At 69.4% G+C, this 14,448-nt stretch carries 16 protein-coding genes; 12 read left to right on the forward strand and 4 right to left on the reverse strand.

Features of this window, described 5'->3' with window-relative positions:
• Position 1: 1 nt before the first annotated feature.
• Genes nadA through nadC form a run of 3 tightly spaced genes read left to right on the forward strand, consistent with a single transcriptional unit; the run spans position 2 to position 3,536 of the window.
• Entirely contained in the window at positions 2-1,105 is a 1,104-nt protein-coding gene (gene nadA / locus AC5Y7D_RS21035) for a quinolinate synthase NadA (protein WP_499927354.1), read from the forward strand.
• Entirely contained in the window at positions 1,102-2,679 is a 1,578-nt protein-coding gene (locus AC5Y7D_RS21040; protein ID WP_499927356.1) for an L-aspartate oxidase, read from the forward strand. Before nadA ends, AC5Y7D_RS21040 begins: the two co-directional genes overlap by 4 nt.
• Positions 2,679-3,536, forward strand: a complete 858-nt coding sequence (gene nadC / locus AC5Y7D_RS21045; protein ID WP_499927357.1) for a carboxylating nicotinate-nucleotide diphosphorylase — start codon at positions 2,679-2,681, stop codon at positions 3,534-3,536. The genes AC5Y7D_RS21040 and nadC overlap by 1 nt, the downstream gene beginning before the upstream one ends.
• Before the next feature lie 7 nt (positions 3,537-3,543).
• On the opposite strand, the gene AC5Y7D_RS21050 is transcribed toward nadC, so the two are convergent.
• Both AC5Y7D_RS21050 and AC5Y7D_RS21055 read right to left on the reverse strand, forming a co-directional pair.
• Entirely contained in the window at positions 3,544-4,254 is a 711-nt protein-coding gene (locus AC5Y7D_RS21050; protein WP_499927359.1) for a trimeric intracellular cation channel family protein, read from the reverse strand.
• 9 nt (positions 4,255-4,263) lie between these two features.
• Positions 4,264-4,830 carry a TetR/AcrR family transcriptional regulator gene (locus AC5Y7D_RS21055; protein ID WP_499927361.1) on the reverse strand — a complete coding sequence of 189 codons (567 nt, stop codon included), beginning with the start codon at positions 4,828-4,830 and terminating at the stop codon, positions 4,264-4,266.
• A gap of 40 nt (positions 4,831-4,870) precedes the next feature.
• On the opposite strand from AC5Y7D_RS21055, the gene AC5Y7D_RS21060 reads away from it, so the two are divergent.
• Positions 4,871-5,896: an alcohol dehydrogenase catalytic domain-containing protein gene (locus tag AC5Y7D_RS21060; protein ID WP_499927363.1), complete on the forward strand. Its 1,026-nt coding sequence runs from the start codon at positions 4,871-4,873 to the stop codon at positions 5,894-5,896.
• Between the two features lie 95 nt (positions 5,897-5,991).
• Here the strand turns inward: AC5Y7D_RS21060 and AC5Y7D_RS21065 are convergent, their stop codons facing one another.
• Entirely contained in the window at positions 5,992-6,414 is a 423-nt protein-coding gene (locus AC5Y7D_RS21065) for a nitroreductase family deazaflavin-dependent oxidoreductase (protein WP_499927365.1), read from the reverse strand.
• Positions 6,415-6,476: 62 nt separating this feature from the next.
• Between AC5Y7D_RS21065 and hisD the strand changes: the two genes are divergently transcribed.
• Genes hisD through hisI form a run of 8 tightly spaced genes read left to right on the forward strand, consistent with a single transcriptional unit; the run spans position 6,477 to position 12,902 of the window.
• Entirely contained in the window at positions 6,477-7,820 is a 1,344-nt protein-coding gene (gene hisD / locus AC5Y7D_RS21070; RefSeq protein WP_499927367.1) for a histidinol dehydrogenase, read from the forward strand.
• Positions 7,817-8,980, forward strand: a complete 1,164-nt coding sequence (locus tag AC5Y7D_RS21075; protein ID WP_499927369.1) for a histidinol-phosphate transaminase — start codon at positions 7,817-7,819, stop codon at positions 8,978-8,980. The genes hisD and AC5Y7D_RS21075 overlap by 4 nt, the downstream gene beginning before the upstream one ends.
• Complete coding sequence (hisB, locus tag AC5Y7D_RS21080; RefSeq protein WP_499927481.1) at positions 8,974-9,594, forward strand: imidazoleglycerol-phosphate dehydratase HisB; 621 nt, start codon at positions 8,974-8,976, stop codon at positions 9,592-9,594. The genes AC5Y7D_RS21075 and hisB overlap by 7 nt, the downstream gene beginning before the upstream one ends.
• Positions 9,591-10,211 (forward strand): imidazole glycerol phosphate synthase subunit HisH, encoded by a 621-nt coding sequence (gene hisH / locus AC5Y7D_RS21085; protein WP_499927371.1) that lies wholly within the window; start codon positions 9,591-9,593, stop codon positions 10,209-10,211. The genes hisB and hisH overlap by 4 nt, the downstream gene beginning before the upstream one ends.
• A 2-nt stretch (positions 10,212-10,213) precedes the next feature.
• Entirely contained in the window at positions 10,214-10,948 is a 735-nt protein-coding gene (priA, locus tag AC5Y7D_RS21090; RefSeq protein WP_499927373.1) for a bifunctional 1-(5-phosphoribosyl)-5-((5-phosphoribosylamino)methylideneamino)imidazole-4-carboxamide isomerase/phosphoribosylanthranilate isomerase PriA, read from the forward strand.
• A 4-nt stretch (positions 10,949-10,952) separates the two neighbouring features.
• Entirely contained in the window at positions 10,953-11,753 is an 801-nt protein-coding gene (locus AC5Y7D_RS21095) for an inositol monophosphatase family protein (protein WP_499927374.1), read from the forward strand.
• Position 11,754: 1 nt separating this feature from the next.
• Complete coding sequence (gene hisF / locus AC5Y7D_RS21100; protein ID WP_499927375.1) at positions 11,755-12,558, forward strand: imidazole glycerol phosphate synthase subunit HisF; 804 nt, start codon at positions 11,755-11,757, stop codon at positions 12,556-12,558.
• The gene (gene hisI, locus AC5Y7D_RS21105) at positions 12,555-12,902 is read left to right on the forward strand and encodes a phosphoribosyl-AMP cyclohydrolase (RefSeq protein WP_499927377.1); all 348 of its coding nucleotides are present in this window, start codon (positions 12,555-12,557) and stop codon (positions 12,900-12,902) included. The genes hisF and hisI overlap by 4 nt, the downstream gene beginning before the upstream one ends.
• Here hisI and AC5Y7D_RS21110 read toward each other — a convergent pair.
• On the reverse strand, positions 12,899-14,395 hold the full coding sequence (locus AC5Y7D_RS21110; RefSeq protein WP_499927379.1) for a serine/threonine-protein kinase: 1,497 nt from the start codon (positions 14,393-14,395) through the stop codon (positions 12,899-12,901). The genes hisI and AC5Y7D_RS21110 overlap by 4 nt on opposite strands.
• Positions 14,396-14,448: the final 53 nt, after the last annotated feature.

A 14,448-nucleotide genomic window follows, 5' to 3' on the forward strand; every position in this document is an offset into this window, starting at 1 on the left:
CATGACGGTCTTGAATCGCATGGACACGCTCGCCGAGCGGCGATCGCAAGCGCGGCGGAGCCGGGCGCCGCGGGTCGATGCCACCTGCGATGAGCTGGCGGCCCGCATCATCACCACGCCTGCCGGCTTCGCCGGGGTGGAGGGTGACGCGCAATGGGCGGCCGAGATCCGTCGACTGGCGCGCCTGCGTGGCGCCACCGTGCTGGCACACAACTACCAGCTACCGGCGATCCAGGATGTCGCCGACCACGTGGGGGATTCGCTGGCGCTGTCGCGGCTCGCCGCCGAGGCGCCGGAGGACACCATCGTGTTCTGCGGCGTGCACTTCATGGCCGAGACCGCCAAGATCCTCAGCCCGGATAAGACGGTGCTGATCCCGGACCAGCGGGCCGGCTGCTCGCTGGCCGACTCGATCACGCCCGACGACCTGCGCGCCTGGAAGGCCGAACACCCCGACGCCGTCGTCGTCTCCTACGTCAACACCACGGCGGAGGTCAAGGCGCTCACCGACATCTGCTGCACGTCGTCGAACGCCGTCGACGTCGTCGCCTCGATCGACCCCGATCGGGAGGTGCTGTTCTGCCCGGACCAGTTCCTGGGCGCGCATGTGCGCCGGGTGACCGGCCGCAAGAACCTGCATGTCTGGGCCGGCGAGTGCCACGTGCACGCCGGGATCAACGGGGACGAACTCGCCGAGCGGGCCCGCGCCAATCCCGACGCCGAGCTGTATGTGCATCCCGAATGTGGTTGTGCCACCTCGGCTTTGTACTTGGCCGGGGAGGGTGCCGTCCCGGCCGAACGGGTCAAGATCCTGTCCACCGGCGGCATGCTGGAGGCCGCGCACCAAACCCGCGCGCGCAAGGTGCTGGTCGCCACCGAAGTCGGGATGCTGCACCAGTTACGCAGGGCCGCACCGGAAGTCGACTTCCAAGCGGTCAACGATCGCGCCTCCTGCAAGTACATGAAGATGATCACCCCGGCCGCCTTGCTGCGCTGCCTGCTCGATGGCGCCGACGAGGTGCACGTGGATCCCGACGTCGCGGCGGCGGGCCGGCGCAGCGTGCAGCGGATGATCGCGATCGGCCAGCCCGGCGGTGGCGAATGACGACCCGGCCGGTCTGGCGCGACAACGCCGACGTCGTCGTCATCGGCATTGGCGTCGCGGGACTGGCCGCCGCGCTGGCCGCTCACCGCGCCGGCGCTCGGGTCGTCGTCCTGAATAAGGCGGCGCAGACCCGGGGCGTCACCGCGACGCACTATGCCCAGGGCGGTATCGCGGTGGTGTTGCCCGACAACGACGATTCCATCGACGCCCACGTGAGCGACACGTTGACGGCCGGTGCCGGATTGTGCGACCCCGAGGCGGTGTACTCGATCGTCGCCGACGGCTACCGCGCCGTCATCGAATTGGTCGGTGACGGCGCGCGATTCGACGAAGCCGTGCCCGGCACCTGGGACGTGACCCGCGAGGGCGGCCATTCGAAGAGACGGGTAGTGCACGCCGGAGGCGACGCCACCGGCGCCGAGGTGCAGCGCACGCTCGACCGCGCCGCGCGCACGCTCGACATCCGCAGCAGCCATGTGGCGCTGCGGATACTGCACGATGACGCCGGGGTGACCGGAGTCTTGGTGGCCCGCCCGGACGGTACCGGCGTCATCAGCGCGCCGTCGGTGATCCTGGCCACCGGCGGTCTCGGTCACCTGTACAACGCGACCACCAACCCGAACGGGTCCACCGGCGACGGCATCGCGCTGGCGTTGTGGGCCGGTGTGGCAGTCAGCGACCTGGAATTCATCCAGTTCCACCCGACCATGCTCTTCGTCCCGGGCGCCCAGGGCCGGCGCCCGCTGATCACCGAGGCCATCCGCGGTGAGGGCGCGATACTGGTTGACAGTCAAGGCAATTCGATCACCGCCGGGGTGCACCCGATGGGGGACCTGGCCCCCCGCGACGTGGTCGCGGGCGCTATCGACGCCCGACTGAAGGCGACCGGTGACCCCTGCGCCTATCTCGACGCGCGGGGCATCGCGGGATTCGCTGCGCGCTTCCCGACCGTCACCGCCGCCTGCCGGGCGGCCGGCATCGACCCGGTGCGGCGACCCATTCCGATAGTTCCCGGCGCGCACTACAGCTGCGGTGGTGTGGTCACCGACGTGTCCGGCCGGACCGAGTTGCCGGGCTTGTATGCGGCAGGCGAGGTGGCGCGCACCGGAATGCACGGCGCCAACCGGCTGGCCTCCAACAGCCTGCTGGAAGGCCTGGTGGTGGGCGCCCGCGCCGGACAGGGAGCGGCCGCGCATGCGGTGGCCACCGGAGGTCCGCGCGCGAAGATGCCAGAACCGGTCATTCATGCGGCTCCGCGGCGTAGCGAGCTGCAGCACGCGATGAGCCGGGATGCCTCGGTGGTGCGCGACGCCGCCGGGCTGCACCGGCTGGCCGACATGCTGCGCGCGGCTCCGGGCCGCACCGTGACGTGCCGTCAGGATGCCGAGGACGTGGCGCTGACGCTGGCTGCCCGTACGGTGGCGGCCGCTGCGCTGGCCCGCACCGAAAGCCGGGGTTGTCACCACCGCGCAGAGTACCCGTCGACCGTTACCGACCAGGCGCGTAGCGCTCTGGTGCGGCTCGGTGCGGACGGCGGCACCGTGCAGGTGGAGACTTTGCTGGCGGTGGGCTGATGAAGCTGGACGCCGGCGAGCGGGCTGATGCGTTGGCGACCATTCGGCGTGCCCTGGACGAGGATCTGCGGTATGGGCCGGACGCCACCACGCTGGCGACGGTGTCAGCTGGTGCAGTGGCCACTGCATCGATGGTGCCCCGCGAGGCCGGGGTGATCGCCGGTGTGGACGTGGCGCTGCTGGCGCTCGACGAGGTGATCGGCAGCGACGGCTATCAGGTGCTGCACCGCGTGGAGGACGGCGCGCGGGTGGGGGCGGGTGAGCCGGTGCTGACGGTGCGGGCCGAAACACGGGGCCTGTTGACGGCGGAACGGACCATGCTCAACCTGGTGTGCCACTTGTCAGGTGTGGCGACGGCCACCGCGGCGTGGGTGGCGGCGGTGGAGGGCACCAAGGCGAAGATCCGCGACACCCGAAAGACCCTGCCGGGCCTGCGCGCGCTGCAGAAGTACGCGGTGCGGGTGGGCGGCGGTGTCAACCACCGGCTGGGCCTGGGCGACGCCGCGCTGATCAAGGACAACCACGTCGCGGCCGCCGGGTCGGTGGTGCAGGCGCTGCATGCGGTACGGTCCGCCGCGCCGGAGCTGTCCTGCGAGGTCGAGGTGGACACACTCGAGCAGCTCGACGAGGTGCTACCGGAGAAGCCGCAGTTGATCCTGCTGGACAATTTCCCGGTGTGGCAGACGCAGATGGCGGTGCAACGCCGCGACGCGCGTGCCCCCGAAGTGCTGCTGGAATCTTCGGGCGGGCTCAGCCTGGATACCGCCAAAACCTATGCGGCGACCGGGGTGGACTACCTCGCAGTGGGCGCGCTTACCCACTCGGTGCGGGTGCTCGACGTCGGCCTGGATATGTAGCTTCGGGCTAGTGCTCCGGAGGCGGCGCCGGCCGTCGGTTCACCCGAACCGCGATGCGCGGCAGCAGCCGGCCCGGTGACCGCTGGATGTCGTAGTCCCAATCCAGCCCCGTCCACAATTGCCAGCCGCGCCAGCGGGCCAGCAGCACGAACCCGGCACCGACCAACGTGGCGATCACCATGCCCGCGGATGCCCGCCCCACATAGTCGAACGCGACGGCCACGACACTGGCGGCCACCGCGCAGGTGGCATAGAGGGTGTTGCCCCCGAAGATCTGCGGCGTCCGTCGTACGGCGAGGTCCCGCATCGCACCCCCGCCCACCGCGGTGATCGTGCCCAGCAGGATCGCGGGCAGCCAGCCCAGTCCGACGTGCAGCGTCTTCTGGGCGCCCGCCGCTGCCCAACAACCCAGGGCCAGGGCGTCGACCACCGGAAAGATCAGTGCCCACGCGCGGTCGTGCACAGGCGTGAGGAACGCGACGATCGCCCCGGCGATGACGGCTAGCGCGTAGAGGTAGTCGGTCAGCGCGACCGGCGGGCCGTGTTGCAGCAAGGTGTCCCGGATCAGGCCGCCGCCCAGGCCCGACAACGTCGCCAGCGCGGCGAACCCGATGGGATCCAGGTGCAGTTCGCGCGCCACGAGCCCACCGAGGATGGCGTTGCCGAAGACTCCGGTCAGGTCGATGACCCGCAGGAATTCGCCAACGGTGTCGGTCACGCCAATACGTTAAACCGTCAGTAACAGCCGCGCGGCGGCCTTCGCCGCGTCCAGCGCGGCCGTGTCTCCGCTGGTGCGCGACAGGATCAGTGCTCCCTCGATCAATGCGATCACCGCCAAGCCGGTCTGCTCGGCGCGTGGCGCGGACCAGCCGTCGCGGCGCAGCCGGTCAGTGATCGCCGCGCACCATCCGGCGAAGGCGCGCGCTGCCGCGTCGCGCACCGCAGGGCTGCCGTGCACCGCCTCGGTGGCCAGCGGTTCGACGGGGCAGCCGTCGCGGGGATCGCCGGCCAGGCCGGCCGCCAGCACGTCGATCCACCGATCGACGATGTCGCTGACCGGTGTTTCGGTGGACAGCAGCCGGCGCAGGAGTTGTTCGATGGCCGTCCCGGCGGTGTCGACCGCCGCCGCGGCGAGCTGCTGCTTGCCCTGCGGGAAGTGGTGATACAGCGAGCCGGGCTTGACGCCGGCCTCCTGGAGGATCTGGCTCAGGCCGGTCGCCGCGTATCCCTGGCGGCGGAACAAGGTCGCCGCCGTGTCGATGAGCGCGGCGCGGCTGCGGTCGGGTCTCGGCATGCCCTTGACAATACTTGATTAATCACTCAACAATGTTGCAATGAGGCAACTGATGCACGCAGACTCCGGCCGCTACTCCTGGCAGGACGTCGCCGACCCGGTCATCACGGCACCAAAGCAGGCTTTGGTACGACCGCTGGCGGTGGCGTGCTGCGACCTCGATGTCGCCGTCTGCGCCGGCAGGTTGCCGTTGCCGCCGGGATACGCCGTCGGCCACGAGGGACTGGCCGAGGTCGTCGCGGTCGGCGACGACGTCACCGGTGTGCGGGTGGGCGACCGGGTCGTGGTGCCGTTTCAGATCAACTGCGGAACCTGCCGCGAATGCCGCCGCGGTGTCACCGGATCGTGCAGCGCGCAGCCATTGCTGGCGATGTACGGGATGGGGCCAATCGCCGGCCTCGACGGCGGCGGCTTCATGTCGGATCTGGTGCTGGTGCCCTACGCCGACGCGATGCTGATCCCGGTGCCGGACGGGGTCGATCCTGTGGCGATCGCGTCGTTGTCGGACAACATTCCCGACGGCTGGCGAACGGTGGGACCGTTCGCCGACGAGCTTGCCGGCCTGGACCCGGTCGATCGCCGGGTGTTGGTGGTCGGCCGGTTGTCCATCGGCCTGTATGCCGCGGCCGTCGCGGCTGCTTTGGGAGCACAGGTCGACTACGTCGACACCGACGCGCACCGGCTCTCGGCCGCGGAGAAGCTGGGCGCGACCGTGCACGACCGGGTGAAGCCGGCCAAGGACTGGGATCCTTATCCCGTCACGGTGAACACTTCGGCCGATCCGGCGCTGCTGGCAGCCACGCTGCGCGCGACGTGGCCGGACGGCGTGTGCACCGACACCGGCATCTACTACCAGCCGACCGAGTTGGCGTTGCTGCCGCTCTACACCCGTGGCGTGCGGTTCGTTACCGGGCGGGTCAACGCCCGAGCCGCTATCCCGCAGGTTCTGGCGCTGCTAGCCAACGGCTGCGACCTGTCGCCGGCCGTCGACGGCGTGGTGCCGTGGGAGGACGCGCCGGCGGCCTGGCCGGAGATGACCGGGAAGACCGTGTTCGTCAGGGGCTAGCCCCGGTTTCGGGTGTGCGGCTAGGGTGCGGAAAACGCGATTTTTCCGCGGTGGCGGCACACTCAAAGCGGTACGCGCACACTCAACGGAGCAGATCAGGCGATATCGCCGACGAAAACCGCCATCCGGCGCAGTTGTGCGCGGGCCATCTTGGGCAGACCCTCGGCTTCCGGGCCGTCGCTGCCGGCCGGCAGGATCCGCGCATTGGTGATGTGCACGCTCTGACGGGCGTAGCGGACGTCGGCCTCGCCCGCGGCCAGCACATTCTTCACCCAGTCGGTCTTGCCGTGGCCGAGTGCGATCGCCAGCACATCGCCCCTGCGGTAGGTGGTCACGATGGTCTGGTACTGCTTGCCGGACTTGCGGCCCCGATGTTCGATGGTCGCGGTTCCGGGCAGGAAGCGCGCGATCGGTTTGATGAGCGGGTTGAGGTATTTGACCTGGATGTTCTCGAACCACACCGGAAAGATCATGGGAACGCCGGGGGCGTTGTTCGGGTGTCGATCCCGTGCTGACATGGCTGGCTCCTTTTACCCGCGCACTGTACCGGTCGAATATCGACTTGAGCTGCTCTGGGACAATGGTCGTCGTGACCACACCGTCTTCGCCACTGGCCCGTATCGACTTGCGGGGCGTGGAGTTGACGGCTGCGCGATTGCGGGCTGAGCTGCCGCGCGGTGGCGTCGACGTGGAGGCGGTGCTGCCCAGGGTGCGGCCCATCGTCGAGGCGGTGGCCGAGCGTGGGGCGGTGGCCGCACTGAACTACGGCGAGGAGTTCGACGGTGTGCGGCCCGCAGCCGTCCGGGTGCCCGACAGTGCGCTCGAGGCAGCCGTGGTGGGCCTCGACGGCGACGTGCGGGACGCGCTGCAGGTGATGATCGAGCGCACCCGCGCGGTGCACGCCGACCAGCGCCGCGCGGACACCACGACCACCCTCGGCCCCGGCGCCACCGTCACCGAACGCTGGGTCCCCGTCGCACGGGTCGGCCTGTATGTGCCCGGCGGCAACGCGGTGTACCCGTCCAGCGTCGTGATGAACGTGGTGCCGGCGCAGGCGGCCGGCGTCGAGTCGCTGGTGGTGGCCAGCCCGCCACAGGCGGCCTTCGGCGGACTGCCGCACCCGACCATCCTGGCGGCGGCGAGCCTGCTGGGCGTCGACGAAGTCTGGGCGGTCGGCGGCGCACAGGCGGTGGCGTTGCTGGCCTACGGCGGCACCGACACGGGCGGGGCCGAGCTGGTGCCCGTCGACATGATCACCGGACCCGGCAACATCTACGTCACCGCCGCCAAACGGCTGTGCCGCTCCCGGGTGGGCATCGACGCAGAGGCCGGCCCCACCGAGATCGCCATCCTCGCCGACCACACCGCCGACCCCGCACACGTGGCCGCCGACCTGATCAGCCAGGCTGAACACGACGAGATGGCCGCCAGCGTCCTGGTTACCCCCAGTCCCGAGTTGGCTGACGCCACGGACACCGAACTGGCCGCCCAGCTGCAGAGCACCGTCCACCGCGAACGGGTGACCACCGCACTGTCAGGCCCGCAATCCAAGATCATCCTGACCGACGACCTCGACGCGGCCGTCCAGGTGGTCAACGCCTACGCCGCCGAACACCTGGAGATCCAGACCGCCGACGCGGCGCAGGTGGCGACCCGGATCCGTTCGGCCGGAGCGATTTTCGTCGGACCGTACGCGCCGGTGAGCCTCGGCGACTACTGCGCCGGCTCCAACCACGTGCTGCCCACCGCCGGCAGCGCCCGCCACTCCAGCGGCCTGTCGGTGCAGACCTTCCTGCGCGGCATCCACGTCGTCGAGTACACCGAGGCCGCCCTCAAAGACGTCTCCGGTCATGTCGTCACGCTGGCCAAGGCCGAAGACCTGCCGTCGCACGGGGAGGCGGTACGCCGGAGGTTCGAGCGATGAATTCAGCGGGGACTCGACCTACCCTTGACGACCTGCCGCTGCGGGATGACCTGCGCGGCAAGTCGCCCTACGGTGCGCCGCAACTGGATGTTCCGGTGCGGCTGAACACCAACGAGAACCCGCACCCGCCCACCCCGGCGTTGATCGACGACGTGGTGCGCTCGGTGCGTGCCGCGGCCGGCGACCTGCACCGGTACCCCGACCGTGACGCGGTGGCGCTGCGCACCGATCTGGCCGCCTACCTCAGTGCCCAGACCGGCACGCCGATCACCGTCGAAAGTGTCTGGGCCGCAAATGGTTCCAACGAAATACTGCAGCAGCTGCTGCAGGCCTTCGGCGGGCCGGGCCGTAGCGCGATCGGATTCGTGCCGTCCTATTCCATGCACCCAATCATCTCCGACGCCACGCGCACCGAATGGCTCGAAGCCGCCCGCGCCGACGACTTCGGCCTGGACATCGAGCAGGCGGTCGCCGCCGTCATCGACCGCCGGCCCGACGTGGTCTTCGTCGCCAGCCCGAATAATCCTTCGGGACAAACCGTTTCGTTAGCCGACCTGCGCAGGCTGCTCGGCGTGGCCCCGGGCATGGTGATCGTCGACGAGGCCTACGGCGAGTTCTCGTCACAGCCCAGCGCCATCACCCTGGTCGAGGAATACCCGGCCAAACTCGTCGTCACCCGCACCATGAGCAAGGCGTTCGCTTTCGCCGGCGGGCGACTGGGCTACCTGGTCGCCACCCCGGCCCTGGTCGAGGCCATGCTGCTGGTTCGGCTGCCATACCACCTGTCGTCGGTCACTCAGGCAGCGGCCCGGGCGGCGCTGCGGCACGCCGACGACACCCTGGGCAGCGTCGCCACCCTGATCGCGGAACGGGAACGGGTGTCAACGGCATTGACCAACATGGGCTTTCGGGTGGTGCCCAGCGACGCCAATTTCGTCCTGTTCGGTGAATTCGCCGATGCGCCGGCCGCCTGGCAGCATTACCTGGAAGCCGGCGTGCTGATCCGCGATGTCGGCATCCCTGGCTATCTGCGCGCCACCATCGGACTGGCCGAGGAGAACGACGCGTTCTTGAAAGTGAGCGCTCAGATCGCCGCCGCTGATCTAGCCGGCCCCAGCTTCGCCGGAGCGGGTCGCGACCACACCTTAGGAGCATCGTGACAACGCAGAACCGGCGTGCGCGCGTCGAGCGCCGCACCCGCGAATCCGACATCGTCATCGAACTCGACCTCGACGGCAGCGGCGAGGTGGACGTCGACACCGGGGTCCCGTTCTACGACCACATGCTCACGGCGCTGGGTTCGCACGCCAGTTTCGACCTCATGGTGCGCACCAAGGGTGACGTGGAGATCGAGGCGCACCACACCATCGAGGACACCGCGATCGCGCTGGGCACCGCACTGGGGCAGGCACTCGGCGACAAGAAGGGCATCCGCCGGTTCGGTGACGCCTTCATCCCGATGGACGAGACCCTGGCTCATGCCGCCGTCGATGTATCCGGCCGCCCGTACTGTGTGCACACCGGGGAGCCGGATCACCTGCAGCACACCACAATCGCGGGAAACTCGGTGCCCTATCACACCGTCATCAACCGGCACGTGTTCGAGTCGCTGGCCGCCAACGCCCGGATCGCGCTGCACGTGCGGGTGCTGTACGGGCGCGACCCGCACCACATCACCGAGGCGCAGTACAAGGCCGTCGCCCGCGCGCTGCGCCAGGCCGTCGAACCCGACCCGCGCGTGTCCGGCGTTCCGTCCACCAAAGGTGTGCTGTGACAGCGAAATCCGTCGTAGTGCTGGACTACGGCTCCGGTAATCTGCGCTCGGCGCAGCGCGCGCTGGAGCGCGTCGGTGCGGACGTGGAAGTCACCGCTGACGCCTCGGCGGCACTGGCCGCCGACGGGTTGGTAGTGCCCGGCGTCGGCGCCTTCGAGGCCTGCATGACCGGCCTGCGCAAGATCGGCGGAGAGCGACTCATCGCCGAGCGAGTTGCCGCCGGACATCCGGTGCTCGGCGTCTGCGTGGGCATGCAGATTCTGTTCGCGCGCGGCGTCGAGTTCGGCGTGGAGACCACCGGATGCGGTCAGTGGCCCGGCGCGGTGACCCGGTTGGATGCGCCGGTGATCCCGCACATGGGCTGGAATGTGGTCGATGCCGCGCCGGACAGCGTGCTCTTCCGGGGCATCAGCGCCGACACCCGGTTCTATTTCGTACACTCCTACGCCGCGCAGCGGTGGGAAGGTTCACCCGACGCGATGTTGACGTGGGCGACACATCAGGTGCGGTTTCTGGCGGCGGTGGAGGACGGGCCGCTGTCCGCCACCCAGTTCCACCCGGAGAAGAGCGGCGACGCCGGGGCCGCGATCCTGCACAACTGGGTCGAGGGACTGTAGCCATGTCGCTGATCCTGTTGCCGGCCGTCGACGTGGTCGAGGGTCGAGCCGTGCGCCTGGTACAAGGCAAGGCCGGCAGTGAAACCGAATACGGCTCGGCCCTGGACGCGGCACTGGGCTGGCAGCGCGACGGCACCGAGTGGATCCATCTGGTGGACCTGGACGCCGCGTTCGGCCGTGGCTCCAACCGCGAACTGCTTGCTGAAGTGGTGGGCAAGCTCGACGTGCAGGTCGAACTGTCCGGCGGCATCCGCGACGACGATTCGCTGGCGGCCGCGCTGGCCACCGGCTGCGCCCGGGTCAATGTGGGCACAGCCGCATTGGAGAACCCGCAGTGGTGTGCCCGGGCGATCGCCGAGCACGGCGAGAAGGTCGCCGTGGGCCTCGACGTTCAAATCGTCGATGGTGCGCACCGATTGCGCGGCCGCGGCTGGGAGACCGACGGGGGAGACCTGTGGGAGGTGCTGGACCGGCTGAACGCGCAGGGGTGTTCGCGCTACGTCGTCACCGACGTCACCAAGGACGGCACCCTGGGCGGGCCCAACCTCGACCTGCTGGCCCGGGTCGCCGAACGCACCGATGCGCCCGTGATCGCCTCCGGCGGGGTCTCCAGCCTGGACGACCTGCGCGCCATCGCGACGCTGACCGACCGCGGGATCGAGGGCGCCATCGTGGGCAAAGCCCTTTATGCCGGCCGGTTCACGCTGCCGCAGGCACTGGACGCGGTGCGGAAGTAGCGCAATGGATTTGGACACGTTGGTTCGACAGGCAGCCGACATCCTGGACGATGCCGCCGAGCCGTTCCTGGCCGGCCACCGCGCGGATTCGGCGGTCCGCAAGAAGGGCAACGACTTCGCCACCGAAGTCGACCTGGCCATCGAGCGTCAGGTCGTCGATGCCCTGGTCGCGGCGACCGGAATCGAGGTGCACGGCGAGGAATTCGGCGGCGCCGATGTCGAGTCGCCCTGGGTCTGGGTTCTCGACCCGGTCGACGGCACGTTCAACTACGCCGCCGGGTCGCCGATGGCCGGCATCCTGCTCGGACTGCTTCGCGATGGCGAGCCGGTGGCCGGGCTGACCTGGTTGCCCTTCACCGGACAGCGTTACACCGCCGTAGCGGGCGGCCCCCTGATGAAGAACGGTGTGTCGCAGCCCCGGCTCGCCCGCACCGAGCTGGCCGACGCGCTCGTCGGCGCCGGCTCCTTCAGCGCCGACTCCCGGGGCCGCTTCCCGGGCCGGTACCGGGTCGCGGTGCTGGAGAACCTCAGCCGCCTCTCGTCGCGGTTGCGCATGCACGGCTCCACCGGCATCGACCTCGCCTATGTGGCCGATGGAATCCTGGGCGGCGCAATAAGTTTCGGCAGCCACGTGTGGGATCACGCCGCCGGGGTGATGTTGGTGCGGGCCGCGGGCGGCATCGTCACCGACCTGGCCGGCGAACAATGGACGCCGGCCTCCCGGTCGGCTTTGGCCGCCGCGCCCGGTGTGCACGCCGAGATTCTCGAAATCCTGCGCAGCACAGGGCAACCGGAGGATTACTGAGATGCAGCATCACTCCGGTGACGGGCTCGCGGTGCGCGTGATCCCCTGCCTGGACGTCGACGCGGGCCGCGTCGTCAAGGGCGTCAACTTCGAAAACCTGAGGGATGCGGGTGATCCCGTCGAATTGGCGGCTGCATACGACGCCGAGGGTGCGGACGAACTCACCTTTCTCGACGTGACCGCGTCCTCCTCGGGCCGGGCCACCATGCTCGATGTGGTGCGCCGCACCGCCGAGCAGGTGTTCATCCCGCTCACCGTCGGTGGTGGGGTACGCACCGTCGCCGACGTCGACACGCTGCTGCGGGCCGGTGCCGACAAGGTCTCGGTCAACACCGCCGCCATCGCCCGACCGGATCTATTGGCCGAGATGGCAAGGCAATTCGGTTCCCAGTGCATCGTCTTGTCCGTCGACGCGCGCACGGTACCGGAGGGATCGGCGCCGACGCCGTCGGGTTGGGAAGTCACCACCCACGGCGGGCGGCGGGGGACCGGGATCGACGCCGTCCAGTGGGCGGCTCGGGGCGCCGAACTGGGCGTGGGGGAGATCCTGCTGAACTCGATGGACGCCGACGGCACCAAAGCCGGTTTCGACCTGGCCATGCTGCGCGCGGTACGAGCGGCCGTCACCGTGCCGGTGATCGCCAGCGGCGGGGCCGGGGCAGCGGAGCACTTCGCACCGGCGGTTGACGCCGGGGCGGATGCGGTGTTGGCGGCCAGCGTCTTTCACTTCCGGGAGCTAACGATCGGACAGGTCAAGGCCGCCATGGCGGCCGAGGACATCACGGTGCGGATCACCCCGGCATGACCCTCGACCCGACGATCGCCGCGCGGTTGAAGCGCAATGCCGACGGATTGTTCACCGCCGTCGTGCAGGAGCGTGGCAGCGGCGATGTACTGATGGTGGCCTGGATGGACGACGACGCCCTGGCCCGCACCTTGGAAACCCGCGAGGCGACCTACTTTTCCCGGTCCCGCGGCAAGCAATGGATCAAAGGGGAGACCTCGGGTCACACCCAGCGGGTGCACTCGGTGCGCCTGGACTGCGACGGCGACACCGTGCTGCTGACCGTCGACCAGGTCGGGGGAGCCTGCCACACCGGTGATCACAGCTGCTTCGACGCCGCGGTGCTGCTGGAACCCGAACGTTAGCCGGCAGGCACATCCAAGCCGGTGGCCGCGGCCAGCGCCGCCCGGGTCCATTCGCGGCGTTCCACGTCCGGCTTGATGCGGTCCCGGCGGAGCACCTCGAGGTCGATGGCCCGGCCCGCGGTGACCGCCGCCGGCACGTGGAAGACGAAATACGGCCGGTCGGTCGTGATGCCCAGCAGGACGTCGGTGTCGGCCAAACCATTGGCGCGTATCACGTCTTCGGTCCATTTCGCAGGTTTGACGCCACCGAAGTCATTGATGTAGACGACCCAGAGTCGAGTCCCTTGCCCCTGGTAAAGCCTATTGACGGCACGCTCGATCAGCAGGCGTTCGCCGGGTCCCAGCACGTGAGCCTGATCGGTGATCTGGTCGGCCAGTTTGAGCGCCGGGGGAGCCGCGCCGGTGCCCGTAAGCGAGGCGCCGGCGTCCGGGCTCGAGTTGCCCGCTGCCTGCTGTCCGCCCGAATGTCCGCGCATCACCATCACCGCGAGAATTGCGGCCACCGCCACCAACGCGACGGCTACCACCGTGGCGATGATCGGGGCGCGGCGACGGCCGGTGGGCTTCGGCGCCGGGATCACCTGGGTGGGCGCTTCGACGGGCGCCGTGTCGACGGGCGCCGCGACCGTGCCGGGCTGCGCGGCCAGCGCGGCGGCGAAATCTGAGCAGGACGCGAAACGCGCCGAGCGGTCCTTGGCCAGCGCCCTGGCGATGACGGGATCGAGGTAGCCCAATTCCGGTCGTCGCTCGCTGAGTAGCGGCGGCGGCGACGACAGGTGCTGGGTGATCACCACGGCAGGGTTGGAGTGCTGGAACGGAGCGCTTCCGGTCAGCAACTGATACGCGGTACAGGCCAGCGCGTACTGGTCGGCGCGCCCGTCGAGATCGGAACCCTGAAGCTGTTCCGGCGCACAGTAGGCGGTGGTGCCCAGCATCATGTTGGTGGCGGTGAGGCCGCTGATCTCACCGAGTTCGCGCGCGATGCCGAAATCCGCGAGCAGGATCCGCCGCCGCGCGGTGGCATTGCCCAACAGAATGTTGGCCGGTTTGACGTCGCGATGCAGCAAGCCTCGGGAATGCGCGTAATCCAGCGCATCGGCTACCGCCGTCACGATCTCGACCACTTCCGGCAGCGGCATCCCGGACGGGTATCGGTCGCGCAGCAGTCGGGCGGCGTCGGTTCCCTCCACGTAGTCCATCGACAGCCACAGCTGCCCCTGGTACTCGCCGCGGTCGTGAATGCCGACGATGTGTTCGTTGTACAGGCTGCCGGCCAGGTCGGCCTCGCGGTTGAATCGCTCGCGGAATTCCAGGTTAGAGGTGAACTCGGCGGGCAATACCTTCAAAGCGTCCTGGCGGGGCAGGCGCGGGTGCTGCGCCAGGTACACCTCACCCATTCCGCCGGCACCGAGTCGCCGCACGATGGTGTAACCGGCGAAGAGCTCGCCTTCCTGCAGGCCCGGGGCGGGTCCTCTGTCAGCGCTGGTCGGCATGTGAGCATGCTACTGAGGCGAGACGGCGACCCGACGCGCTGCAATCGTCATGC

It is taken from the genome of Mycobacterium sp. NGS49, assembly GCF_059812565.1.